Origin of the sequence: Couchioplanes caeruleus, assembly GCF_003751945.1 — a bacterium.
Classification (GTDB): domain Bacteria; phylum Actinomycetota; class Actinomycetes; order Mycobacteriales; family Micromonosporaceae; genus Actinoplanes; species Actinoplanes caeruleus.
The window spans coordinates 7376990-7401812 of sequence record NZ_RJKL01000001.1; the positions used below are offsets into that span (position 1 = coordinate 7376990).

Annotated in this window: 24 protein-coding genes and 1 riboswitch; of the genes, 6 read left to right on the forward strand and 18 right to left on the reverse strand. The window is 70.0% G+C overall.

The window, feature by feature from the left end; genetic code table 11:
- Positions 1 to 34 precede the first annotated feature (34 nt).
- Entirely contained in the window at positions 35 to 493 is a 459-nt protein-coding gene (locus EDD30_RS33295; RefSeq protein ID WP_071808408.1) for a peptidase inhibitor family I36 protein, read from the forward strand.
- A 92-nt stretch (positions 494 to 585) separates the two neighbouring features.
- Here EDD30_RS33295 and EDD30_RS33300 read toward each other — a convergent pair whose 3' ends face one another.
- A complete protein-coding gene (locus EDD30_RS33300; RefSeq protein ID WP_071808409.1) occupies positions 586 to 1551 on the reverse strand; it encodes a helix-turn-helix transcriptional regulator in 966 nt (321 codons plus the stop codon).
- A gap of 63 nt (positions 1552 to 1614) precedes the next feature.
- On the opposite strand from EDD30_RS33300, the gene EDD30_RS33305 reads away from it, so the two are divergent.
- Complete coding sequence (locus EDD30_RS33305) at positions 1615 to 2001, forward strand: VOC family protein (protein WP_071808410.1); 387 nt, start codon at positions 1615 to 1617, stop codon at positions 1999 to 2001.
- Positions 2002 to 2054: 53 nt separating this feature from the next.
- Here the strand turns inward: EDD30_RS33305 and EDD30_RS33310 are convergent, their stop codons facing one another.
- The 11 genes from EDD30_RS33310 to EDD30_RS33355 form a co-directional block, all read right to left on the reverse strand.
- Positions 2055 to 2768, reverse strand: a complete 714-nt coding sequence (locus EDD30_RS33310) for a DUF6390 family protein (RefSeq protein WP_071808411.1) — start codon at positions 2766 to 2768, stop codon at positions 2055 to 2057.
- Between the two features lies 1 nt (position 2769).
- Positions 2770 to 3831 (reverse strand): hydrogenase expression/formation protein HypE, encoded by a 1062-nt coding sequence (gene hypE / locus EDD30_RS33315; RefSeq protein ID WP_084557183.1) that lies wholly within the window; start codon positions 3829 to 3831, stop codon positions 2770 to 2772.
- On the reverse strand, positions 3831 to 4931 hold the full coding sequence (gene hypD, locus EDD30_RS33320; protein WP_071808413.1) for a hydrogenase formation protein HypD: 1101 nt from the start codon (positions 4929 to 4931) through the stop codon (positions 3831 to 3833). Before hypD ends, hypE begins: the two co-directional genes overlap by 1 nt.
- Positions 4928 to 5212 carry a HypC/HybG/HupF family hydrogenase formation chaperone gene (locus EDD30_RS33325; protein ID WP_071808414.1) on the reverse strand — a complete coding sequence of 95 codons (285 nt, stop codon included), beginning with the start codon at positions 5210 to 5212 and terminating at the stop codon, positions 4928 to 4930. The genes hypD and EDD30_RS33325 overlap by 4 nt, the downstream gene beginning before the upstream one ends.
- A 25-nt stretch (positions 5213 to 5237) precedes the next feature.
- On the reverse strand, positions 5238 to 7760 hold the full coding sequence (gene hypF, locus EDD30_RS33330) for a carbamoyltransferase HypF (RefSeq protein ID WP_071808415.1): 2523 nt from the start codon (positions 7758 to 7760) through the stop codon (positions 5238 to 5240).
- 2 nt (positions 7761 to 7762) lie between these two features.
- Positions 7763 to 8254 carry a hydrogenase maturation protease gene (locus EDD30_RS33335; protein ID WP_071808451.1) on the reverse strand — a complete coding sequence of 164 codons (492 nt, stop codon included), beginning with the start codon at positions 8252 to 8254 and terminating at the stop codon, positions 7763 to 7765.
- Positions 8255 to 8268: 14 nt separating this feature from the next.
- Positions 8269 to 8388, reverse strand: coding sequence for a DUF6893 family small protein (locus EDD30_RS42200; protein ID WP_394328306.1), 120 nt, complete (start codon positions 8386 to 8388; stop codon positions 8269 to 8271).
- Positions 8389 to 8390: 2 nt separating this feature from the next.
- Positions 8391 to 9734: a hypothetical protein gene (locus tag EDD30_RS33340; RefSeq protein WP_071808416.1), complete on the reverse strand. Its 1344-nt coding sequence runs from the start codon at positions 9732 to 9734 to the stop codon at positions 8391 to 8393.
- Positions 9735 to 9736: 2 nt separating this feature from the next.
- The gene (locus EDD30_RS33345; protein ID WP_071808417.1) at positions 9737 to 10378 is read right to left on the reverse strand and encodes a DUF6084 family protein; all 642 of its coding nucleotides are present in this window, start codon (positions 10376 to 10378) and stop codon (positions 9737 to 9739) included.
- Positions 10375 to 11028, reverse strand: coding sequence for a DUF5947 family protein (locus EDD30_RS33350; RefSeq protein WP_071808418.1), 654 nt, complete (start codon positions 11026 to 11028; stop codon positions 10375 to 10377). Before EDD30_RS33350 ends, EDD30_RS33345 begins: the two co-directional genes overlap by 4 nt.
- Before the next feature lie 95 nt (positions 11029 to 11123).
- Positions 11124 to 12890, reverse strand: a complete 1767-nt coding sequence (locus EDD30_RS33355) for a nickel-dependent hydrogenase large subunit (RefSeq protein ID WP_071808419.1) — start codon at positions 12888 to 12890, stop codon at positions 11124 to 11126.
- Between the two features lie 333 nt (positions 12891 to 13223).
- On the opposite strand from EDD30_RS33355, the gene EDD30_RS33360 reads away from it, so the two are divergent.
- Both EDD30_RS33360 and hypB read left to right on the forward strand, forming a co-directional pair.
- A complete protein-coding gene (locus tag EDD30_RS33360; RefSeq protein ID WP_071808420.1) occupies positions 13224 to 13553 on the forward strand; it encodes a hydrogenase maturation nickel metallochaperone HypA/HybF in 330 nt (109 codons plus the stop codon).
- Between the two features lie 3 nt (positions 13554 to 13556).
- Positions 13557 to 14366 (forward strand): hydrogenase nickel incorporation protein HypB, encoded by an 810-nt coding sequence (hypB, locus tag EDD30_RS33365; RefSeq protein WP_084557185.1) that lies wholly within the window; start codon positions 13557 to 13559, stop codon positions 14364 to 14366.
- Positions 14367 to 15035: 669 nt separating this feature from the next.
- Here the strand turns inward: hypB and EDD30_RS33370 are convergent.
- Together EDD30_RS33370 and EDD30_RS33375 are read right to left on the reverse strand one after the other, a co-directional pair.
- A complete protein-coding gene (locus EDD30_RS33370) occupies positions 15036 to 15548 on the reverse strand; it encodes a NifU family protein (RefSeq protein ID WP_071808421.1) in 513 nt (170 codons plus the stop codon).
- Positions 15549 to 15551: 3 nt separating this feature from the next.
- The gene (locus tag EDD30_RS33375) at positions 15552 to 16541 is read right to left on the reverse strand and encodes an NADH-quinone oxidoreductase subunit B family protein (RefSeq protein WP_211277964.1); all 990 of its coding nucleotides are present in this window, start codon (positions 16539 to 16541) and stop codon (positions 15552 to 15554) included.
- A gap of 167 nt (positions 16542 to 16708) precedes the next feature.
- On the opposite strand from EDD30_RS33375, the gene EDD30_RS33380 reads away from it, so the two are divergent.
- Positions 16709 to 17329, forward strand: a complete 621-nt coding sequence (locus tag EDD30_RS33380) for a helix-turn-helix domain-containing protein (RefSeq protein WP_071808422.1) — start codon at positions 16709 to 16711, stop codon at positions 17327 to 17329.
- Positions 17330 to 17548: 219 nt separating this feature from the next.
- Here the strand turns inward: EDD30_RS33380 and EDD30_RS33385 are convergent, their stop codons facing one another.
- Together EDD30_RS33385 and EDD30_RS33390 are read right to left on the reverse strand one after the other, a co-directional pair.
- On the reverse strand, positions 17549 to 18427 hold the full coding sequence (locus EDD30_RS33385; RefSeq protein ID WP_084557204.1) for an MBL fold metallo-hydrolase: 879 nt from the start codon (positions 18425 to 18427) through the stop codon (positions 17549 to 17551).
- 11 nt (positions 18428 to 18438) lie between these two features.
- A riboswitch (guanidine-III (ykkC-III) riboswitch) is annotated at positions 18439 to 18505 on the reverse strand.
- Positions 18506 to 18545: 40 nt separating this feature from the next.
- Positions 18546 to 19028, reverse strand: coding sequence for a hypothetical protein (locus tag EDD30_RS33390; RefSeq protein ID WP_071808424.1), 483 nt, complete (start codon positions 19026 to 19028; stop codon positions 18546 to 18548).
- Between the two features lie 294 nt (positions 19029 to 19322).
- On the opposite strand from EDD30_RS33390, the gene EDD30_RS33395 reads away from it, so the two are divergent.
- A complete protein-coding gene (locus tag EDD30_RS33395; protein WP_143162945.1) occupies positions 19323 to 21779 on the forward strand; it encodes a glycosyl hydrolase in 2457 nt (818 codons plus the stop codon).
- 101 nt (positions 21780 to 21880) lie between these two features.
- Here the strand turns inward: EDD30_RS33395 and EDD30_RS33400 are convergent, their stop codons facing one another.
- Both EDD30_RS33400 and EDD30_RS39520 read right to left on the reverse strand, forming a co-directional pair.
- A complete protein-coding gene (locus tag EDD30_RS33400) occupies positions 21881 to 22540 on the reverse strand; it encodes a response regulator (protein ID WP_071808426.1) in 660 nt (219 codons plus the stop codon).
- Positions 22527 to 24623, reverse strand: coding sequence for a sensor histidine kinase (locus EDD30_RS39520; protein ID WP_170047598.1), 2097 nt, complete (start codon positions 24621 to 24623; stop codon positions 22527 to 22529). Before EDD30_RS39520 ends, EDD30_RS33400 begins: the two co-directional genes overlap by 14 nt.
- Positions 24624 to 24823 lie beyond the last annotated feature (200 nt).

Genomic DNA, 24823 nt, shown 5'->3' on the forward strand with positions numbered 1-24823 from the left:
TCCGTGTCACCGGCCGCCGTCAAGGAGACAGACAGTGAATCTCAGCTCTCGGCTCAAGGTCCCATCGATGCTGCGGATGGTCGTGCCGGCCGCGATCGGCGTACTGCTGACCGTGCCGGCCGCCGGCGCTGCGGTGGCCGCGCCGAGCCAGGCAGCCGGGGCGCCGCAGCCGCTCGCCGCCGCCCTGAGCAACGGGGTGTGCGAATCGGGGGAGTTCTGCCTCTACCGCGACCGGAACCGCTCCGGGCCGGTCAAGGACTACGGAACCGCCGTCGACGACACGTACTACCGGGGCAAGACGTGGCCTATCGTCGGCGGTGAGCTGGACAACACCGCCTCGTCGGTGTGGAACCGGACCGGGTGCGAGGTCCGCGTCTACCAGTTCAGCGACTACAACGGCAACGTCGCGGTGATCGCGGCGGGCTCGTGGCGGAACTTCGGCGACACGCTGCTGGGCGACGACAAGGCCACCGCACACGACGCCTGCCCGTGACGGGGGCGGGCGGGGCGGCGCCGGCACCGGCGCCGCCCCGCCCGGTTCCACCGTCGCCGCCGCGGACCGGGCGCCGCCCGGCGCACACGTCCCTACGGAGGCTGACCGCCCCCGTTGTCCTCGAACAGGTCTCGGGTACGGCGCAGCAGCGCCTCCCGTACGCGCTCCGGTGCCAGGATCCGTAGCGTGGTGCCCAGGCCGAGGAGGTAGTCGGCGAGTTGGTCGGCGTCGTTGCCGCCGATTTCGACGATGGTGGCGTCGGGGCCGTCCGGGTGATGGGTACCGATCGTCGGCGGGACCAGCCGTAGCGCCTGATCCATGGGTTGCGGTAGCCGGACTGTCACATAGAGCGGGTATACGACGCCCGCGATGCCTCGGGAGACGAACAGGGCCGGGTCGGGCGGGTCGACGAGCTCGACCGTATGTCCGGTCGGCTGTACTTGTACGACCCGGTCGGCCCGGAACGTCCGCCACTGGTCCCGAGCCACATCCCTGGCGACGATGTACCACCGGCGGCCTGTATGTACCAGGCGGTAGGGGTCGATGTCCCGGACAGTGGCCTTCCCCGCGTGGTCCTGGTACGACAGGCGGGTGCGCTCGCCACGGCGGCAGACGGCGGCCAGTTCCCGCAGCACGCCGGGCGAGACCTGACGTCTCTCGGGCCTGGGAGTGTGTACGAAGGTCGCATCCATCTCGCCCAGCCGCTCCGCGATCCGGGGCGGTAGGACCTGCCGGAGTTTCAACAGCGCCGACAGCGCGGCCTGGTCGCTGCCCAGGACGCCGCTGAGCGCGGCCTCTCGCAGTGCGACGGCCACGGCGAGCGCCTCCTCGTCGTCGAGGATCAGCGGCGGCACCCGGGTGCCGCCGACGAGGCGGTAGCCGCCCCACGGCCCGGGGTCGGACTCGATGCCGTAGCCGAGTTCCCGCAGCCGGGCGATGTCCCGCCGGACCGTGCGATCGGTGACCGTCATCCGCTCAGCCAGCTCGCGGCAGGTCCACGTCGATCGAGTGGACAGCAACGAGACCAGTCGCAGGAGGCGGGCGGAGGCGCTGATCACATCCTGAAGTGTCTCCGATGACCAGGACCGATGCTGTCCTGGTCCCGCCATAGCGTCGTCCCCATGAGTGCCGACACCACATCCGGACCCGCGATCCGGCTCCTGTCCGTCGACTTCGACTGCCCTGACCCCGCCGAGCTGGCCCGCTTCTACGGCGACGCGCTCGGCCTGCCCATCCTCTACTCCAGCGACGACTTCATCCTGCTCGGCCGGGAGGGTTCACCCGGCCTGGGCTTCATCCGGGTAGCCGACTACCGGCGTCCGACCTGGCCGGACCCTTCCCAGGGCAAGCAGGCCCACCTCGAACTGGGCGTCGACGATCTGGAGGCCGCCCATGCCGAGATGCTGGCCCTGGGCGCCGTGGAGCCCCCGGTTCAACCCCACCCCGATCAGCGGAGGGTCTTGCTGGATCCCGCAGGCCACCCGTTCTGCATCTCCACGCTGGCCTGACCGCGGCCCGCGTCGCACCTGGCCGGCGGTCGGCAGACCGGACCGCCGGCCTGTCATCTCCGGCCGGCGACGAAGCCGAGCTGGCGTTGCTCGCAGGCTTCCAGGCGGGCGCACTGTTCCTCGGTGACGACGTCGCAGATCCAGTCCCAGTGCAACGTCACCCGATCGCCGGGCGTCAGGCCGGACAGCAGCGTGTGACCCCCAGCCGACCAGGTGACCGACTCATGGCGTACCGGTCCGGGGGTGAGCACGCCGCCGTCGAGGATGAGCGGGCGCGAGGACACCCTGGCGGTCTCGCCGTGGACGTCGCACACGACCCCGGTCCGGATCCGGCACTTCTCGAGCACCGACACGGCGGCCGGGTTGCCGGTACGCCGCAGCATCGCGGCCCACGGATACACCTCGAACACGTGGAAGCTGTGGTGGGCGATCGCCCGGCTGCCCGCATCGTTCCAGGTTCCGCCTGCCTGACCGGCGAACCGGGTCCGCAGGAAGTCCACCAGCTCTGCGGGCACCACCCGGTCGAGCAGATCGTTGCCGACCCAGTACGCCTGGACGACGGCCTCGTCCAGTGGATCGGCGTGGCCGGCAGCGCGGGCGATGAATTCGAGGTAGCTCCAGGCGCCCTCGAACAGCCGGGCCCGCCGGGCGATCTCCTGCTCGCCGTCGGCGCGCAGCAGCGCAGCGGCGCCGTCCGGGCCGCAGTAGCCGAGCTGGTTCGGCGGGTAGGCGTACCGCGCGAACGACAGCGCACCCGGCAGGCTCACCTCAGCAGATCCGGGGCAACTGCTCACCGATGGGCAGGCTCACCACCCGGGTGCCACCCAGCGCCGTTCTGGCCACCACCATCCCGGGGTGCTCGCCTACGCAGGTGCCGATCCGGCGCGCACCGGCGCCGTGCGGGTGGGCGTGCATCGCCGCCAGGACCTCCTCGGTCCGCTCCGCGGGTACGAACGCCAGCAGCTTGCCCTCGTTGGCCACCTGCAGCGGGTCCAGTCCGAGCAGGTTGCACGCATCGGAGACCTCGGGTGGAATGGGGAGATCCCGCTCCACCAACTCGATGCCGACCCGGGCGGTCCTGGCGATCTCGTTCAGCGCGGCGGCCACCCCGCCGCGGGTGGGATCGCGCAGCACGTGGCAATCGACGCCGGTGGCGAGCATCGCAGCGACCAGCCCGTGCAGCGGCGCGGTGTCGCTGGCCACGGTGGTGCCGAACTGCAGGCCCTCACGACAACTCAGGACGGCCACGCCATGCACGCCGATGTCGCCGCTGATGAGTACCGCATCGCCCGCGGTGGCCCGGCGGGGTCCGATGTCGACGCCGTCCGCGACGAGGCCGATGCCGGAGGTATTGATGTAGGCGCCGTCTCCGCTGCCGTTGTCGACCACCTTGGTGTCGCCGGTGACCAGCCGGACCCCGGCGGCGCGCGCGGCGGCGCCCATCGCCTCGGCGATCCGGGCGATGTCGGCCAGCGCGGTGCCCTCCTGCAGGATGAACGCGGCCGACAGGTACAGCGGTGTGGCGCCCGCCATCGCCAGGTCGTTGACGGTGCCGTTCACCGCCAGGTCGCCGATCGAGCCGCCCGGGAAGAACATCGGCTTCACCACGAAGGAATCGGTGGAGAAGGCGATCCGGGCGCTGCCGACGCCGACGACCGCGCAGTCGGCGAGTTCACTCACCGCGCCGGCCGTACCGTAACCGGGCAGGAACAGGTGCTCCACCAGCTCACCCGACATGGCGCCACCACCGCCGTGACCCATGACGACGGTGGGTGTGTCGCGCAGCGGCAGCGGACAGGTCCAGTTCTCGAACTCCAGCTCGGCCGTCATCAGATCTGCACCAGATCGAGCCGCCGGTACGCGTAGTAGGCGGCGCATGCCCCCTCGGACGACACCATGGTCGCGCCGAGCGGATTGCGTGGCGTGCACTGCCTGCCGAACGCCGCACATTCGTTCGGCTTCAGCAGGCCCTGCAGCACCTCACCGGAGCGGCACAGCGAGGACTCACTCGTGTGCAGGCCGGTGACGTCGAACCGCAGCTCGGCGTCGAAGTCGCGGTACCTCTCGGACAGCCGCCAGCCGCTCCCGGGAATCATCCCGATGCCGCGCCACGTCCGGTCGGTCACCTCGAACACGTCGCGCAACATGGCCATGGCGGCGGGGTTGCCGTCGTCGCGGACCGCTCGGGGGTACGCGTTCTGTACCTCATGCCGTCCGGACTCGAGCTGGATGACGGCCTGCCGGATGCCCTCCAGAATGTCCAGCGGCTCGAAGCCGGTGACCACGATCGGCACCTCGTACCGCTGCGCCAGTGGCGGGTATTCGGCGGTGCCCATCACGCTGCACACGTGCCCGGCGGCGAGGAACGCCTGCACCCGGCAGCGCGGCGACTCCATGATGGCGGCGATCGCGGGCGGTACCAGCACATGCGACACCAGCAGCGAGAAGTTCCGTACGCCGAGCCGGCGGGCCTGGTAGACGGTCATCGCATTGGCCGGGGCGGTGGTCTCGAAGCCGATGCCGAAGAAGACCACCTGCCGGTCCGGGTGCTGCCGGGCGATGGTGAGCGCGTCGAGCGGCGAGTACACCACCCGGACATCGCCCCCGGCGCTCTTGATCCCGAAAAGGTCCTGGCCGCTGCCCGGCACCCGCAGCATGTCGCCGAACGAGCAGAAGATGACGCCGGGCTGCGCGGCGATGGCCAGCGCCTTGTCGATGGTCTCCAGCGGGGTGACGCAGACCGGACAGCCCGGCCCGTGGATCATCTCGACGCCCTCGGGCAGGAGCTGGTCTATGCCGTGCCGGATGATCGAGTGGGTCTGGCCGCCACAGACCTCCATCATGGCCCAGGGGCGGCTCGTGACCGCATGGATCTGGTCGACAAGCCTGCGGGCGAGGTCGGGATCGCTGAACTCGTCGAGGTACTTCACCGGTCTGCTCCCGTCTGCTCGGCCGCCCGGGTGAAGCCGTCACCGAACTCCTCCTGCAGGATGCCGAGCCGTTCGAAGGTGGCCAGCGTCTGCTGAGCCGAGGCCTCGTCGAGGCGCTGGATAGCGAAGCCGACGTGCACGATGACGTACTCACCGGTCGCAACGTCGGGGACGTACTGCAGGCACACGTCCTTGCGTACGCCGCCGAAGTCGACCTCCGCCATCGTCGTGCCGTCGACTTCGGTGATGCTCAGTACGCGTCCGGGAACGGCCAGGCACATAGGCGTCTCCTGTTCTCGAAAGGGCTCAGCCGAGCGCGCCGACGACGAGCTGGCCGAGGGCGATGCCACCGTCGTTGGGCGGAAGCAGGCGGGGGCGCAGCACGGTGAAACCGCGCTCGTGCAGGGCTCGCCCGGCCCCGTCGATCAGCAGGCAGTTCTGGAACACCCCACCGCCGAGTGCGACCACGTTCAGCCCGGTGCGTTCCCGGCAGCGCTGCGCCAGCGTGGTGATCAGCGCGATCGTCGCGGCATGGAAGCGCGCGGCGATGACCGCGGCGGCCACGCCGGATCGCACATCATCGGCGACCGCCCGGATCACCGGGCCGGGGTCGGCGATGATCGGGCCGCCGGCCGGTTCACGCACGCCGTACGCGTACCCGAAGCCGGCTTCCGTCCCGCGAGCCAGTCCTTCCAGGACGATGGCCGCCTCGGCCTCGTACTCGGCGTGCTGACGGACCCCTGCCAGCGACGAGACGGCGTCGAACAGCCGGCCCATGCTGGACGTGGGCACGCAGCCGAATCCGGTCTCCAGTTGGTGGGCGAGCATGGCACGTTCGGCCGGTGGACAGGCCGCGACGGCGGGCAGCTCCGGCTGCCAGCGCACGCCGGCGGCACGCAGGTGGGACAGGGCCATCCGGTACGGCCGCAGCACGCTCACGTCACCGCCGGCCAGCGGCACATACCCGAGGTGGGCCGCCCGTCGGTAGGACTTGTAGTCGGCGATCAGCACCTCGCCGCCCCACACCGCCCCGTCGTCGCCGAAGCCGGTGCCGTCGAAGGCCACGCCGATCACCTGCTGGCCCGTACCGATCCCGTGTTCGGCCAGCACGGCGGCGATGTGGGCGTGGTGGTGCTGGACCAGGCGTACCGGTCGGCCGTCCGCATGGGCGCGCACCCAGTCGCCGGACCGGTACCCCGGGTGCTGGTCCGCCACCAGCATCTCGGGTCGCACGCCGGTGAGCTCCTCCAGGTGCCGTGCAGTCTTCGTCAGCGCTTCGATGGTGCTGACGTCGTCCATGTCGCCGATGTGCTGGCTGACCCAGGCATACCGGCCGCTGCCGAGCGCGCAGGTGTTCTTCAGATCCGCGCCGGCGGCGAGCACCGGCGGGACATCGAACGGCAACGCCAGCGGCAGCGGCGCATACCCCCGCGAACGGCGGATCGGCAGCTCGGCCCCGGCGACGTAACGGCTCACCGAATCGTCACAGGGCACCTCGATGCCACGGTCGTGACGCAACCACGCGTCGACCAGCGGGGCGAGGCGCGTCACGGCCTCGGCATCATCGGTGACGATGGGCTCGCCGGCGAGATTCCCGGAGGTCATCACCAGTGCATCCGGCCCGGGCGGGTCACCGGGCAGCCCGAAGAGCAGCACGTGCAGCGGGGTGTAAGGCAGCATGAGCCCGAGGTCGGGAGTGTCCGGGGCGACCGCGTCGGCCAGCCCTGCGCCGGCTCGCCGGGGCAGCAGGACGATCGGCCGGCGGATCCCGGTGAGCAGCTCCCGCTCGTGGCTGGTCATGGTGACCAGCCGCTGCGCGGCGTCGAGGCCGGCCACCATCACCGCGAACGGCTTGCCGCCCCGCCGCTTGCGCCGGCGAAGCTCCGCGACCGCCCCGGCATTGCGCGCGTCGCAGGCCAGATGGTATCCGCCGAGGCCCTTGACGGCCACGATCTTCCCGGCGCTCAGCAGCTTCCGGGCACCACGCAGCGCATCCTCGCCGGACAGCATCCCGGTGCCGCCGGTGACCAGCTCGAGCCGCGGGCCGCAGCGAGGACAGGCGATCGGCTGGGCGTGGAACCGGCGGTCGGCCGGGTCATCGTACTCGGCGCGGCAGGCGGCACACATCGCGAAACCCGCCATCGTGGTCGTCGCCCGGTCGTACGGCAGGCGGGTGATGATGGTGAACCGCGGTCCACAGTTCGTGCAGGTGATGAACGGATGGCGGTGGCGACGGTCGGCCGGGTCGCGCAGCTCTCGCAGGCAGTCGGCGCAGGTCGCCACATCGGGCGACGCGAGCGTCCGGGGCCGGCCGGCACCGCGGGACGCCGCGATGGTGAACCCGGTGCCGCCCTCGGTGACGAGTTCGGTCTCGCGGACGTCGGTGACCATGGCGAGCGGGGGTGGGCACTCGCGGAGTCGGCGGCCGTACTCGCGGACCGCATCCGGGTCGCCCTCCACCTCGATCACCACGCCGTCGGCGGTGTTGCCCACCGATCCGGCCAGCGCGAGCGCGACGGCCGTCGCGTACGCGAACGGGCGGAATCCGACGCCCTGGACGAGACCGGAGACGGTGAACCGTCGCCGGATCCGGTCGGTGCGCGCCTGGCCCATCAGCTCCAGGCCGCGCATCGCCTGCTCGGCCTGGGCGGCGTCGATGATCTCCACCGCGAAACCCAGATGGATCAGCACCCATTCGTCGGCGGCGGGCGGCGCGTCGAGCATGCCGATGTTCACCCGGCGCCGCGCGCCGACCACATCGACCAGCGCCAACTGGCCGGCGTAGCCCGACACGATCTCCACCACGCGTCCGGGGATGCCCAGGCACATGGCTACTTCCCCCGGGAGCCGGCCGGAACGGTTGCGGTGAGGCGGTGCACGAGGCGGCGAACGGCGGCCACCGCCGTCGGGACGGCGGCGGTCACCGGCGCGCTCAGCCCGATCCCCTCGCTCACCGCGCCGACCCGGCAACCGACGAGGTACGTGGCCGGCAGTGCGCCGCCGAGACGCTCGACAGTGGCCAGCATCGCGACCGGGTTCATCGCGTGTGCGTCGAACCCGCCGCCGCCCAGGTCGTCCGCGGTGATCTCGAGCACCACCACCTCGCCGGGGACGCCGTCGCCCGGTAGCGCGTCCACCAGCACCAGCGCATCACAGGGGTCGAGCAGGTCGTACGCGAGGTACATGCCGCGGATGCCGTAGTCGACCAGCCGGACGCCGGGAGGCAGCGCGCTCCGGCCGGCCAGCCGCCGGACCACCTCGGGGCCGAAGCCGTCGTCGCCGAAGAAGAGGTTGCCGATACCGGCCACGAGTACACGCACCATGTCCTGCCCGGTGCTCACATCGAGCGGATCTCGAGGTGCCGGCGGGTGTCCGGCATGGACCGGACCGGCACGACGGTTGCGAACATCGCGACTGCCGAGGTCAGGGCGGCGGCGATGTTGCCGAGGACTTCCACGATCAGTTCTCCTCCGGGGATGTCGGCCGGGCCGCCGGGGGCAGCGGCGCCAGCTCGTCGGGCGCGAAGTAGAGATAGCGGCCGTACCAGTCGTGCAGGTCCGCGGCCGGGTCGTCGACGAGCACCACCGCGACGTGGACCTCGCCGTCGACGTCGGCCACCACGGCGGCCACCCGGGCGACCTGATCGGCGTAGAACAGGTCCTGGGCGTCGGCGCGCCGGACCGGGTGCACCCGCACCAGGCTGCCCCTGGCGATCGGGACGCCGTCGACGACCACCACGTCGGTCTCGGGGTTCACCTCGGAGTCCGCCGCCGGATCCCACCAGGGCCGGTCGGTGACGACGGTGCGGGGTTCGGCGCCGCGGGCGGCATGCCCGATGCCGTGTAACCGCTGCAGGTCCGCGGCCGACATCGCGTCGCATCTCTCGACGATGGCCTGCGCCCGCGGGTCCGTGGCGCGCGCCTCGGCCTTCTCGACGTCGGTCATGGTCATCACCCGCAGGGTGAGGATCTCGTCGATCTCGGTGCAGTCGTACAGCGCGCCGGAGCTCTGCTCCGCGATCTGCGGGTGGTCGTACAGGATGATCGGTGCGCCCAGCACGACGTCGAGCGACCCGGCCGGACCGGCGAGCACCGGCCAGCAGCGGTGCTGCCGGCAGCGGGCGGCGGCCGCGGCGGCAGCGGGCGGCGGGTCGAGCAACGAGACGAACGCCGCGTCGCGCGCCTCGATCAACAGATGAGACCCGATCAGCGAACTACGGACCGCCGAGTCCTTGTCGGTGACGGGAGCGGCATGCTCGTTGGTCACGGATACGGTCAGCCGCACCAGGCCACCGTCCGGATCGACCCGGGTACGCACCCGTGCGGTCAGCGGCCGGCGGCGGCGCACGATCCGGCCGATCGGGTCTCCGCCGGGATCCACCACCGGCTCGACGTCCTCGCCACCGGGCACGGCGACGGGAAAGTCCCCGGTCCCGGTCAGCCGCAGCTCAGGCAGCGTGATCTCATGCTCCACCGCCTCGTCCCAGCTCAGCATGTCGGCTCCGGCGACGGTCAGCGCGCCGACCGCCAGGTAGGTGCCGTCCGGTTCGCGGCGCTGCACCTCGCGGGCCTGGACCTGCAGGAAGCGGAGGTGGATCACGACGGCGCCGAGCCCGGTGCCCGGCCTGAGCAGGCACTGCACCTCCAGGTCGGGCGCCTCGCCGAACGCCTGCGCGGCTGCCGCCGGGGGGCCGAGCACGCCGAACTGCCACCGCGACCGGTTCTTCGCGGCGCTCGCCCGGTACGGATAGAGCAGGTACCCCTCGTAGAGCACCGCGTCGGCGACGGCCCGCACCGCGTCCATACTCACGGGGTCGTCCCGTCCGCCGCGGTCAACAGTCTCTGGATCGTCTCGTCCCAGCTCACCAGTCCGTGCCGGGAGCGGTAGCCGGCGAGTTCCGCCAACATGTCGGAGCCGAGGCGCAGCCAGCCGGCGTTCGGGAAGTAGGAGGCGATCATTCGCCGCCAGACCGCGACGGGCAGGGCGTGCCGGGCCTCGCACGCCCACGGGATCTGCTGCACGTCGAAGACGGTGCCGCCCCGGGTGAAGACCGTGCCGGAGAAGAGGAAGGTCAACGGTATGTCGCCGGCGTCGAGTGCGTGCAGGTAGCGGGTGCCGATCACCTCGAGGTCGTAGGTGCACGGCAGCGGGAGGTCGGTCTCCGTGCGACCGGTGAAACCCCGCACCGTGGTGTTGCACTGCATCCACTGGAAGGGTTTCACCGTGTCGGCCCAGCGTTCCCGTTCGCCGAACAGCCCGCGCAAGGCGTCCTGCTCCGCAGGGTCGTAGCGGCGGCGCTGCGGTTCGATGCGTACCTGGCATTGCAGCACGATGGCGTGGATCTGCTGGCCGGTGGTCTCCTCGATGCGCAGGCGCGCGGTCAACTGCGGTGCCACTGCGTCCGGCTCGGCGGCCACGTCGAGCACGGTGAACCGGTAGTCGTTCATGGCGCACCGACCGGTGGGGCGGGGCGGCTGAGCGCCTGCAGCCGGGCGAAGAACCGGTCCATCGCGTCGTGCGCCTCGCGTCCGCCGTCGAAGCCGCGCCACCCCGTGCGGAGCCGTCCGACCAGTTCATAGCAGGCGTCGATGGGCACCAGGTGGCAGGTGGTGTCCGCACCGCGGACCCGCCGGACGAGCAGCGCCTCGACGTCGGGCCTGAGCAGGCCCAGCCGCGGGGTGTGCGCCACCATCCGGTCCCAGGCCGGCAGCGGCAACTCGGACTCGGTCGCACCGGCCGGTCCCGGATAGCACGCGACCATCCGGTTCTGGACCGAGCTGCGGAACAGGAACACGAGGCCGACCGGGATCTGCAGCGCGTCCCAGACATCGTCGCCGACAGCGGAGCCCGGCAGCGACAGGTGGCGCTGCGGTACGGCCCGGTAGCGCAGATTCGCGCGTTCGTCGGTGAACAGCAGGTGACAAGGCCGGCAGGCGCACAGCAATGCCCGGCTCTGCAGGTCGACCACGTGCGGGTGGGCCGACTCGATGCCTGCGGCGCAGAAGTCGCAGCGCTCGCTCTCGGCCGGAGAAGGGCTGCTGCGGGCGATCCGGCGCAGCGCGGTCAGCGGCGTGACGGCCGGGTCCGGGGTGACCATCACGCCACCTGCGCGATCGGGCCGTCGGACGCGCTCGCGGCGATGAGCGTGTCGATGCGCGGCCCCGCCGCCTGCCGATCCTGCTGCGCCACGTCTCACTCGCCCCCTGGGGACTGCGTCGGCGAGTGCAGCAGCTCCAGCTTCCGGCCGCCGCCGAGATACATGTGTACGCCGCAGGGCAGACACGGGTCGAAGCTGCGCACCGTACGCATGATGTCGATGCCCTTGAAGTGCTCGCGGTCGTTCTCCTCGAAGATCGGCTGTCCCTGCACCGCGTCCTCGTAGGGCCCGGGAGTGCCGAAGATGTCTCGCGGGCTGGCGTTCCACGGCGTCGGAGGGTACGGATGATAGTTCGCGATCTTCCCGTCGCGGATCACCATGTGGTGCGAGAGCGCGCCGCGGACCGCTTCGGTGAATCCGCAGCCGATGCCCTCGTCGGGCACCTCGAACGACTCCCATGTCCGGGTGCGCCCGGCGCGGATCTCGACGAGGGCCTTCTCGGCGAAGTGCAGCGCGCAGGCTGCCGCGTATGCCTGGAAGTAGGTGCGGGCGCGGTTGCGTTCGATGGTGTTGCTCCACCGCGGGATCTTCCACTCCAGCTCCACCGGCCCCTTGAGCGCGGTCTTCGGCAGGTTGATCTGGACGCTGGAACCCGTCGAACGCACATAGCCGATGTCCACCAGGCCGGCAAGCGCGGTGGACCACAGCCTGGCCAGCGGGCCGCCGCCGGTGTCCAGCGCGAGGTAGTCCCTGCCGTCGTACCAGCGGGGCGACATCACCCAGCTGTACTTGTCCTCCAGATCGCGTTTCTGCGGCCTGGGATTGGTGTGTTGGTTCCAGGGGTGGCGGCGGTCAACCGGGTTGCCCAGCGGGTCGTGCGTCACGAACATCTCCTGCTCCGCCCAGTCGTCGTAGTACGACGAGCCGAGCAGGATCCGGATACCCAGGTTGATCTTCACCAGGTCCGTGGTGACGAGTTTGCCGTCCACGACGATGCCGGGGGTGACGTACATCTTGCGACCCCAGTCGGTCATGTCGGCGTACTCGAAGTTGCAGTGTTCAGGATCTTGGAACGAGCCCCAGCAGCCCAGCAGGATGCGCCGGTTACCGACCTGCTCGTAGCCGGGCAGCGCCTGGTAGAAGAAGTCGAACAGGTCGTCGTGCATCGGCACGACCTTCTTCATGAACTCCACGTAGCGCATGAGCCGGCTCAGATAGTCGGTCATCAACTGGATGGTCGCGACCGTGCCGACACCGCCGGGGTACAGGGTGGACGGGTGCACGTGGCGGCCCTCCATCAGGCAGAACATCTCCCGGGTCAGCCGGCTGACCTGCAGGGCCTCGCGGTAGAACGCGCCGGTGAACGGGTTCAGCGAGCGCATGATGTCGCCGATGGTGCGGTGCCCGTGGTCGCCGGCGTGGGGTGACTCGGTGCGGTCGGCCGCCGCCAGCACGCCCGGGTTCGTCTCGGCGACCATCTTCTCGCAGTAGTCCACCCCGACCAGGTTCTCCTGGAAGATGTTGTGGTCGAACATGTACTCAGCGGCCTCGCCGAGGTTGACTATCCACTCGCCGAGGTGCGGCGGCTTCACCCGGTATGCCATGTTCTGCGCGTAGCAGGAGCAGGTGGCGTGGTTGTCACCGCAGATCCCGCAGATCCGGCTCGTGATGAAGTGGGCGTCGCGCGGGTCCTTGCCCTTCATGAAGATCGAGTAGCCACGGAAGATCGAGCTGGTGCTCCGACACTGCGCGACGATCCGCTGCTTGAAGTCGATTTTGGTGTAGATGCCGAGGCTTCCGACGATGCGGGTGATCGGGTCCCACGCCATGTCGACGAGTTCGGTCTCCCGGTTCTGGGTCATGTCCGCCCTTTCCGCCGTCACCGGGTCGCGCCGGCGGCCGGTTTGCGGCGAGGCTTGCGCCACCTGGGTTCCCGGTCCAGCGTGTGCGTGGTGATGCCGGAATTGATCCACAGGACGAGGAGGAGGGTGTCGGCTGCTTTCACCGCTTCCGCTGAGGGCATGCTGACCCGCTTCCCGGGGTCTGCCGACCCCCTGCGGAGCTGGAGGACGGTTCGACCTAGCGTGTGACGCCGGTAACAGGTTGCTCTTCTCCGTGGGACACTGTCAACCACGCGCGCTCCACCCGACTCCATTGTGTTGTCGCGGCGTCCAGGCCGGCCGGAACGGGACTCGATGCATGAACTGTCGATCGCTCGGAGCATCGTCGAGACGGTGTGCGAGCGGGCCGGTGACCGGCCGGTCCACACCGTCACGGTCCGGGTCGGAGCATTGACCGCGGTGGTGCCGGACGCCCTGCGGTTCTGTTTCGCCCTCGCCGTCGAGGGCACCGTCGCCGACGGCGCCCGGCTCGCCGTCGAGCACCGCCCCGGCACCCTGCGCTGCCGACGGTGCGGGACCGACGCCCGGATCGACGACCCGATCCTGCTGTGCCCGTGCGGCAGCGCCGACGTGGCGGTCATAGCCGGCCGGGAGCTGCAGATCGTCTCGATGGAAGTGGGCTGAGCCATGTGTGCGACCTGTGGATGCGGCGACCATCATCACCAGCACCCCGCCACCGAGACGGTCACCCTCGAGGAGAAGGTGCTGGCCAAGAACGACGCGCTCGCCGAGCGGGTACGCAACCGGTTGGCGGAGCGCGGCATCATCGCGGTGAACCTGATGAGCTCGCCCGGCTCGGGCAAGACCACCCTGCTCGAACGAACCATCCGCGAGCTGGACGGACGCCGACCGATCGCCGTCGTCGAGGGGGACCAGGAGACGCCGCTGGACGCGGACCGGATCAGGCGGACCGGCTGTGCCGTGGTGCAGGTGAACACCGGCGCCGGCTGCCACCTCGACGCCGCGATGATGAACGACGCGCTGGACGCGCTGGACCCGGCCACTGGCTCGCTCCTGTTCGTGGAGAACGTCGGCAACCTGATCTGCCCCGCGCTGTTCGACCTCGGCGAGGGCGACAAGGTGGTGATCATCTCGGTGACCGAGGGAACCGACAAACCGCTCAAGTACCCGTACATGTTCCGGGCGGCGGATCTGGTCCTGATCAACAAGATCGATCTGCTGCCGTACGTCGACTTCGACCTCGACGCATGTCGCCGGCACATCGCCGCGGTCAATCCCGGCGCCCGGGTACTCACCCTCTCCGCCACGCGGGGCGACAACCTCGCCTCGTGGTACGCATGGCTCGCCGGCCCGACCGACAGGCGAGGCTCGGCTTGGGCCGGCGGCGCCAGACCTGATACAGGCCCGCACCGGACGTCGTACGGAACACCCGCAGCACCCGGTCGGCCCGGACATAGCTCGAGATCTGTGCGGTGACATCCTGCAGGGCGGCCGACGCGGTGACCACCACGGGCAGGCTGCCGGCGTCCATGAACTCCTCGAGCACGGCGGCGTGCCGGTGGGTGTCCGCTCTGTGGTGCCCGACCCGCACCGCGACCACGTCGTGGCGGGGCAGCCGGCCGCGGAGTCCGGTGATGACGGGGTTGTGCTCGGGGTGCGCGCCCGACTGAGATCCGTAGACCACCAGCAGCTCGTCGGCGACGGCGAGCTCGGCCAGGCGGGCCACCACGGCGTCGGCGTCGGCGTCGGCGTCGCGAAGCACCGCCACGGTCGTGGTCGGGCCGGGGTGTGCCGCATCGAGCTCCTCCTGCGTCCGCCACCACGCGGTCTCGGGCTCACGCACGACCTGCGCCGGTGCCGGCGGCTCCACCAGCGACCGGGACTCGTGCCACCATTCCCGGATCCGCCGGACGGGCGACCTGCGCAGAGAAGTTCGTTGCCACATCACGATGCCACCTTATGAGTCGCTGCCTCCGGCCCTTGTGGACGCGGTGACCAGCCTGCCCGAGGCGTCCGAGACGCCACCAGACCCAAGCGTGTCCGTACATATGTGGCACCGCAGCCCGCCGCGGTCGAACGCAAAACGCCTGGTCACAGTGGGAGTCGGACACTTGTGTCCGGCCGCCGCCCGTGACCCCGGTACGCCTATCGGGTGATCGGCCCGCCGGGCCGTACCGACACCTGCAGCAGCGGCAGCGCGGGGGTCGGCGCCTCCACGACGACGTCGGTCACCTCGGGGGCCGCCTGCATGACGATCGATTCGATCCGGTGCACCACCGCCTGCCGGGACGACGGACAGCCGCCGCCGGCGGGCAGGCGTACGCGTACCACTCCGGCCTCGTCGACGCCCAGGTATTCCAGCCCGGGATCCCGCAGCCGCTCCAGGGCGCGCCGGATCCGGGTGCCGGTGTCCATCGGATGGAGGTCGTGCACCAGCAGCAGGCTCTCCACCAGCGGATCGGCGCAGAGATCCTCGAGCTGGTCCGCGCCGAGCCCTGCCGCGATCCGGGTCAGCCCGGCGCCGTAGAGCTGCACCAGGCAGCGGATCAGCTCCTCGGCGAGGTCGGCCGCGCGCCGATCGGGCCGCCCGCGCAACTCCGCCAGGAGCTGGTCGATACGCTCCGCGGCCGCCTCGGGTGCCGTCCTCGTGATCTCCACGGCTCAGGTCGCCGGCATCCGTACGGTGAAGCCGCGAAGCGTCCGCACGACCGGCGCGTAAGTCTCACCGGACGGCACAGCACCGGCCGCCGGCACTTCCATGAAGGGCATGAACTTGTCGGGAAACCCGGGCATGGTGCATCCGATGCAGATCCCGCCCACGTTCGGACAGCCGCCGACCCCGTTGATCCACCCTCGTTTCGCGACGTTGCACCGCACCACCTGACCCCAGCACCCCACCTTGACGAGGCAGTTCGACGACCCGTACCCGGTCGCGAAGTCGCTCTGGTCGTAGGCGGAGGCCCGGTCGCACCCGGAGTGCACGGTCGCCTCGAACAACCAGCGCGGCCGCAACGCCTCGTCGAGCGGGATCGTCCGAGCCTGCCCGCTGATCTGGTAGAGCAGGTGGAGGATGGTCTCGGACAGGTTGTCCGGGTGGGTCGGGCAACCCGGCACGCAGACCAGCGGCAACCCGGTCTTGGACTTCCACTCCCAGCCGAGGTGGTCCGGGACGCCCATCGCGCCGGTGGGGTTGCCGGCCATCGCATGGATGCCGCCGTACGCCGCGCAGGTGCCGACCGCCATCACCGCCGTCGCCTTCGGCGCCAGCCGGTCCAGCCACTCGGTGGTGGTGATGGGCTGCTCGGTCCGCGGATCGGTGCCGAACCCGCTCCAGTAACCCTGCTCCTTGTTGTTCTCGTCCGGCACGGACCCCTCGACGATCAGGATGAACGGCTCCAGCTCGCCGCGGTCGGCGCGATGGAACCATTCGATGAAGCTGTCGGCGCTACCGTCCGGGCCGTTCTCGAACCCGAAGAACGGCCAGTGCAGCGCGATCCGCGGAAGGCCCGGTAGGGCACCCAGCACGAGATCCTCGATGCTGGGCTGGGTCGCCGCAGTCAACGCCACCGACTCGCCGTCGCAGCTCAGACCGCCGTTCATCCAGAGGACGTGTAATACCTGCTCATCGCCGTCGAGGGGTGAGACGTTCACGAGCCGTCACCGTCCGATCCAGGTGCGACTGGGGACTCAGGCGGTTCAGTATTCGGTCGAGGCCAGCCTATTTCGCGGATCCGGCGGTGGACGTCACCCGATCGGGTACGAGATACATCCGTAAGCTCTTTCCGATGGCCACATCGGATCCTGGGTAAGGAGGCAAGATGTCGCCGTCTCCGGGGTTGGGCGAGGAAGACATCGAGGTCTTGCCGGTCGTGGTGGTCTCCCAGACGTTCCGGGCGCGCCCCTCCGCGCTGCCCGACATTCGTGACCTCTTCCGCCGACAGCTCACCGCTAGTCCGGTGTCCGACGAGGACGTCCGCACGCTGTGCGACCGGGTCGCCGACGTCCTCCTGGAGGTTGCCGGCACGAATGGCGCCATTCAGATCTCATTGCGGATCTTTCCCACGTCGGCGGAGGTGGACGTGCTCATGGCCCTGGACCGCGAGCCGGTGCCCGGCCGTGGGACCACTCCGGCGCTGCGCCCCGGCGATCCGACCGGGGTCGGCACCGATCCGGTGCCCGACCGCGGAGCCCCGATCGCGCAATCGCGGCCCGAGTCCAAGCCACCGCTCGCCATGCCGGCCCCGAAGAGGGCCGAAGGGTCCTTCGCCACCTGGCTCTCCGCCAGGCTGCGAGCCGAGGGCATGTCCATGGAAATGGCGGCTCGCGCACTGCAGGTGTCGACGAAGACGATCAGCCGCTGGGTCAGCGGCACCACCGAACCCCGCCTCCGCGACCTCTACCGGATCCGCCACGTCTTCGGCGAACCCCCGCTCCACTGAGCCCTGGCACGCGTCGTGGCCGGCGTCGCTGCATTCCGACTACGCCGCGGACGACAAAACCCCCGATATAGCCGAGGGGCGTCGCTCTTCGCCGACCCTCGCGGCGCGGCAGCCGGACTCAGGTCCGGCTGCCGCTTCCGGTCTGCGGCGCTGGGGATGGTGACCCGCTCACCATCGTGGCGGCGGCCGGCAACGGGAGGCCGCCGGGGTTGCCGACCCTCACGGTTCCCAGCAGATGACGAAGTCGGCGTAGGGGTGTCGGCCGGTCCGCCCGTCCACCTCGTCGATGGCTGCGCGGACGTCACGCAGCCGCCGAGGGCTCATCTGCAGCGGCGGCTCGTCGGGCTGGTAGGTGGTGCGGATCGGGTAGTCGACGCCGGGCGTGGTGGTCATCTCGATGTGGCAGCCGAGGACGTGGCTGACCGCGCGCGTCTCGGTGAACCGCACGAGCCGGTCGATCGTGTCGCGGAAGGCCGCCCAGTCCTGCACGTACAGGCGTCCGGGATAGACGGTGTCACCGGTGAACAGGAAGCCGGTGAAAGCGTCGTAGAAGGTCACCGCCGCCTCGTGGTGGCCGGGGCTGGCCAGGCATTCCAACACCCGTCCGCCCAGGTCAAGTGTGGTCACCCGGTCCAGATCGGCGCCCAGTCCGAGGTACGCCCACGCCGTGGCGCGGTCGGCCCCCACGACGACGGTGTCCGGCCGGCCGGCGAACTGCCCGTCGCCGGCGACGTGGTCGCCGTGGGCGTGCGTGTGCAGGACCAGCAGCTCATACCGGTCGCGGGGGTGTGCGGCCAGCCACCGCCCCACCAGGTCGTCGACGGTACGGCGCAACGGGAAGAACTCCGCGGCGGCGGTGGCCCCGGTGTCGAGCAGGACGGCACGGTCGTTGCCGAACAGCAGGAACAGGAAGGGCGCCTCGCAGTGGACCGCCATGTTCTGTCGCAGGATGAGGGTGTGGGCGTCGTACGCGTGCACCTGGATGTCGGGGTCGGTGTTGTGCTTGGCCGACTCCGAGCCGTGGATCCACCGCACGTCGAGGCTGCGCCCCTGCGAGGGTGCCGCGGTGAAGTCGATCGGGTGCGTGCCTCCGGTCATGACGCCTCCCACGAGCGTCGTCTTTGCGGACCGGGTACGGCGCATCTCGTCCGGGGAAGACGATCATCCGTCTCCGACGGGAAAAGTAGCAAGCCGTCCCTCCCCTCGCAACAGGCGGTCACGGCGCCAGCGTGCCGGCCTCGGTCTGCTCGGGAGTCCCGGCCTGCCAGTCCTTGGCGTCGCGCCGCACCATCGCCCAGGCCACCACGATGAACACGCCGGCGAGCATGGGCAGGAACGGCACCACCGTCACGCCGAGCAGGCCGTACGGCACCACCGCGGTGAACTCCCAGACGGTGGCGAGAACCAGGGTGACGCCGGCCGCCCAGTGCCAACCACGCCGGGCGGCCAGGACGGGCGTCGCCGTCGCGGCGGCGAGGTGGATCAGGAAGCCCACCAGGTAGTACCCGTACGGGACCGCGTCCCACCAGTCGTCGCCGCCCTCCTGGTACCGCTTGATCGCCTCCGTGCGGTATTCCAGGAAGTACGGGTCAAGGTAGTCGGTCGGCCACCACGGCAGGATCAACAAGCTGGCCCAGACCACGCCGACGGCCAGCCAGGCCAGCGTCCGCGCGCGACGGGCACCGTTCGACAGGAACACGCGCCACCTCCACTGCACCGGAGACTACCGACGGACAGCCGCCTCTCGATCCGCCGAGCGGCAACCTTTACGAAAGCCTCACATGGCTCAGGTGATCCGATGTCACGGGTCGCGCGGCGCGACGACCGGCTTCGCAGAATCTCCCCATCATGCACACAATGGCGCGGATACGGCCAGACGCTCCACATGAGACATGCGTCATTGAACGCGTTCAAGTCACTTCCGTAGGCTTCCCGCGCGGGGCGGACCGCCCTCGAGAACCGCGATCGCATCAAGAGAGGTGGTAGGGAAGCGGTGGCTGCAGGAAGAGAACCGAAGGTCGCGCATCGTCGACCGATACTGGCATTCGTCGTCGCCGCCGTGGTGGCCGCGACGACCGCGGCGATTCCGGCGACCGCGGCGTCAGCCGATCCGGCGTGGCTGAAGCGGCTGTTCACCCAGGAGTTCGAGGAGGACTTCCAGCGAACGGCACAGGGATTCACTCCGAACCATTGGCCGAACAGCAGCGGCCAGCAAGCCCGCTGGGTCTTGTCGAAAGGTGAGGGCGTCCGCGACAGCGCCGGAGTGGCCGGCGGCGCCCAGCGTTTCCGGGTGGAGAACCGGCCCGAAGGCGCCGACGTCCACCTGGTGAATCCCCACTCGTTCGTGCGGGGTCAGGCGTACCGGGTCCAGTTCATGGCGCGAGCGGAACGGACCACCAAGGTCGATCTGTTCCTGCGCCGGGACGTCCGGCCCTTCACGCCGGACGCCAGCAAGACGATCGAGGTGACCCGGGAGTGGAAGTCGTTCACCTTCCAGGGCACCTACACCGCGGCTGTCGCAGGATCGTTCCGCATCGGGCTCCAGGAGACCGGCGTCGACGTGTTCATCGACCGGTACGCCGTCTTCCGCGTCACCGGCTCCGACCGGATCGCGCCCATCGACATTCCCGCCGGCATGGACGCGACGGAGCAGACCACGCTCGTTCACGACGTCGACTTCGAGGGGGAGTACACCCACGGCCGGTACGCGCGCGGCTGGCAGCCGAACGACCCCTCCAACAGGGCGGACGCGTTCGAGGCCGGCCCCGAGACCCGCGCCGGCTACTTCGTCGACGGCACGACCTCGCAGCGGTTCAAGCGCGAGACCTACGTCGCCGACAACAAGGTGCTGGAGAGCAGGGCCGAGCTCTACTACTCGTTCACCTGCCAGCCGAAGAAGAAGTACCGCGTCACCGCACATCTGCGGGCCGATCAAGGGCAGACCGAGGTGCCGGCGCAGTTCGGGGTGCGCCGGGCCCCGGAGCCTTACACCTTCCTCACCGTACGTAACCTCAAGCTCGGCGGATCTTGGCAGCCGGTGGAGATGGACGTCGTCTGCGTGCAGCGCGCCGGAACGGGCATCCAACTGCGGCTGACCGTCGGGCAGGTCGACAAGAACATCTACATCGACGACCTGACCGTCTCCGAGGTGCACGACAATCCCGCCCACCCGGTGGGCACCGGCGTGGTCTCGGACAATCTGTTCGGCATTCACAGCCCGTTGATGCACAACCCGAACTGGCGGTGGCCCGCGCTGGGACAACACGTGGTCCGGCTCTGGGACACCAATACCGCGTGGCGCTTCCTGGAGAAGGACCAGGACGTCTGGCCCTGGGACGACGGCCAGTACGGCAAGCGGCTCGACCAGACGTTCATGAAGAAACTGATCCAGACCAGGAACACGCTCGATCCCAAGCTGAAGATCGTCTACACCATGGGGGAGACCCCGAACTGGGCCAGCTCCAAGCCCGACACTCCGAACTTCGCCGCGGCGCCTCCGAAGAACGACGAGGACTGGAAGGACTACGTGCGTACCGTCGCCCGCCGGTACAAGGGCGAGATCGACGTGTACGAGCTCTGGAACGAGCCCGACGCCGGCCCTCGTGCGGATGGTAGGTCGTTCTACAGCGGCACCCCCGAGCGCATGGCCCAACTCGCCCGGCTGGCGCGCGACGTGCTGGACCGGGAGGACGAGGAAGCGATCCTGGTCAGCCCCGGCATCACCACCGGCGGCGTGAGCTGGCTCGACCGGTTCCTTGCCGCCGGCGGCGCGGAGGCCGTCCACGGCGTCGGATTCCACTGGTACTTCGGTACAAACCCGGAGAATGTGGGCTACATCGACAACATCCGTGACGTGATGAGGCGGCACGGCATCGAGCACAAGAAGCTGTGGAACACCGAGGGCAGCTCGTCCAACTGCGTCGGCGGGGTCGGACCCTGCCTCAACGACAAGGTCGCGGTCTGCCTCAAGGACGGCGCCTGCGACGCCGCATTCTGCGCGGCGGAACCCGGCAACTGCCGGGAAGTCAACGCCGTCGAACGGCGCTCCGCCGTCGCCCGGGCACTGTTGCTCATGGCCGGTCGCGGCGTGGAGAACTTCAACTTCTACACCTTGGAAGGAAGCCACGACGCCAAGCTGCTCGAGTCGGCGGCGACATCGGACTACACCACGCCCAGCGAGGAGGGCAGGGGATACAGCGCCGCCGCCGATTGGCTTCGCGGCGGGAAGGTGCTTCAGTCGTACATCATCAGGGACGATATTTACGTGCTGCGCATCCAGCAGGGCGCACAGCAGCACTCCGTCCTGTGGACCACCGGCGAAGGCGTGCGCGTCCGGCTTCCGCAACAGTGGAACGCCGGGCAAGCCACCACGCTGGCCGGCACGCGGGTCGACATCTCGGCCGACCGGGAACTCGACCTCGGACTCGAACCGGTGAAGATCGCCTCCTGACCGAGAGCGAGGCCGACCTGAGGCGACCGCGCCGCCGGCGAAGGCCGGCGGCGCGGCGCCGCGGTCCCCGAACTGGCAGCGTGGGTCCCCACGAGTCCGCCTCAGCGGCCCAGGCCTCCCTCGCGGGCTCGCAGAATGGCCTCGGCCCGGTCGACGACATGCAGCTTGGCGAAGATGTTGGACACGGTGTTGCGAACCGTCTTGGGTGACAGTTGTAGTCGGTCGGCGATCTGATTGTTGTTCAGGCCGTCCGCGATGAGCCGCAGCACCTCGTTCTCCCGGGGCGTCAGGTGTGGGAAGGCCAGACTGGTGATCGCGGCGGGTGCTGCGGCGAAGAACTCGGTGACACGGCGAGCGATCGTCGGTCCGAAGATCGCCTCTCCATGGGCGGCGGCGACGATTGCCCGGATGATCTGATCCTGCCTGGCGCCCTTGAGCAGATATCCGATCGCCCCGGCGCGCATCGCGGCAAACAGGGTGGCGTCGCCGTCGGCCATCGTCAGTGCGATGACGGCGATGTGGGGGCTCTGGGCCGTGATCTGGCGCGTTGCTTCCACTCCATCGAGGATGGGCATGAGAATGTCCATGACGATGACGTCCGGTTGCAGGTCGGCGGCGAGAGCGACCGCGGCCGCGCCATCCTCGGCGGTGCCGATGACGTCGATGGCCGGTACCGAGTCGAGCAGCATGGCGAGGCCATCACGGTAGACGGGATGATCGTCGACAAGGAGAACCCGCACGGGTTCGTCAGGTGGCGGCATGGGCGGTCCTGAGCTCGTCGGTCGACGGCACTATCGCGGTGAGCTCCGTCAGGGGGAGATGGCACCGTACTACCGTTCCTCCATCCGGAGGACCCTCGACACTGCAGTGACCGCCGAGCTCGGCGGCGCGTTCGCGCAGCGAGATGAGGCCGACCCCGGCCGCGATCTCAGGAGCGATGCCGCGCCCGTCATCGCGGATCTCGACTGTGAGCGCGGCGTCATCGGTGCTCTGCACAAGCGTCACCGTGCAGGAGGTCGCGGCGGCGTGCCGAACCACATTGATCAACGCTTCCGAAACGATGCGATAGGCGGCCACCTCGACCGCGGCGGGCAGGGCGGTGAGCGATGTGGCTTCCACCTCCACGTCGAGACCCGGCCCGCGCATCCGGTCGGCCTGTTGGCGTATGGCGCGGACCAGCCCCAGCTCGTCCAGCGCAGGCGGACGCAGGTCGTACACGACACGGCGGATCTCGTCGAGGACCGCTCCGATGTCGCCGGCGGCGTCGCGCAACATGACGTCGACTGCCTGCGGTGAACGCTCCGCCAGATTGCGGGCCGTCTCGATGCGAAGCGCGATGGCGCCCAGCGACGGGCCCAGCCCATCGTGCAGGTCGCGGCGCAGCCTACGGCGTTCCTCCTCGCGGCCGAGCACGAGGCTCGTGCGGGCTCGGCGAAGGGAGGCGTTGATGTCCGTGGCCCGGGCCGCGGCGGCGGCCTGCCGGACGAGGTCGCCGAGCAGTCGCTGGTCACCCTCGCCGATCCGCACCTGGTCGCGTCGCCGCACGATGAGCTGTCCGATCGGCTCGCCACGGTAGGCGATCGGCAGCGTGAGCAGTCCGCCATCGCCCTCGCCACTCGTGACGGTCAATCGGGTGCCGTCAAGCCGATTCACCTGCACCGACACGAAGCCGAGGCGGAACGCCGCAGCCAGGGTGCGGGTCAGCTCCTCGAGCTGTTCCTGCACATCCGCGGCGGTCTCCAGGCGGCGGGCCAGGGTGGCGACGGTGCCGGCATCGGCGCGGCGGCCGAACAGCAGTCGCCGCGCCCACCGCCACAGCAGATCGCGGACGAGTGCGTACGCCGCCGCGATGAACGCCATCGCGGCGAGGGCGGCGTCGCGTTCACCGATCCAGCTTCCGGCGATCGTGACGACGACCGCGTCGAGCAGGAGGAACGATCCACCCAGGGCGCTGTAGACGAGAGTTGCCGGCAGGAGCCGGTCGATGTCGTACAACCGGTGCCGGGTGATGGCCACCGCGATCGCGATCGCCACCAGTCCGAACGGGGCGGTCAGCGTGATCTCTCCGATGGTGCCGGCAACGGAGAGCGTCGCGAGCGGCAGTGCCAGGGCGACGAGCACCGCCCACAGCAGCCAGCGGATCTGGGCCCGGCGCACCGGATCGGCATGGCGGTACCGATGGAGTGTGACGGCGAACGGGACCAGCATGCACGCGTACATGGCGGGGCGACCGATCGCCCCCAGCACCTGCCACACGACGAACGGCAGCGGTAGAGCCGGCACGTCCGGCGAGATCATCTCCCCTGGGGGCAGGGGAGTGCCGGTCAACCGGCTGAGCACCGCAAAGGGCGCCGTCAAGGCGATGAGCGGCCACAAGAGGCTCAGGGCGAGCCCGGTGACGGCCAGCCACCGCCAGGGCCGGCTTCCGGGCAGCCGCCCGTCGGGAAACACGATCACCATGGCCGCCGTCAGGGGGAGGAGCAGCGAGCCGAACCGGTCCACGATCCACGCCGATACCGCGGCACCGGGCAGCACCGGGTGAACCTGCGTGGCGTACCGCAGCCATGTCGCACAGACGGCATCGAGCAGCCACGCTACGCCGGAGGCCACGAGCAGCCAGGCGACGGCATGCCGCGGATGGGTGCGCAAGAGCAGAACGCCGATGACAGCCTGGGGAAGACCCGCCAGCAATGACGGCCAGCGGGGCCCCAGATCACCGGTCGGAGTTCCGGCGCGAGCATTCGCGACGTCCATTCCGATCGTGAACAGCGCCATGGCCCCGAACACGAGGAGCGCCGCGGCCGTGCCGTGCCACCTTCGCGTCATCTCGGATGGAGGGGTCACCCCACCACTGTGGCCGATCCGCCGCACGATGTCCCGGGACCGGAAGTCCCGATTCCTCCGGGACACCCGCGGAAGCGCTGTCGGGACCGGCGGTCCCTGGCGGCCCGGGACGGAGCACCGACACCATGGGCACGACCGGCGGTACGTCCGCGCAGCACTATCGCACCCAGGGAGCTCAAGATGAAGATTCAGATCGGCCG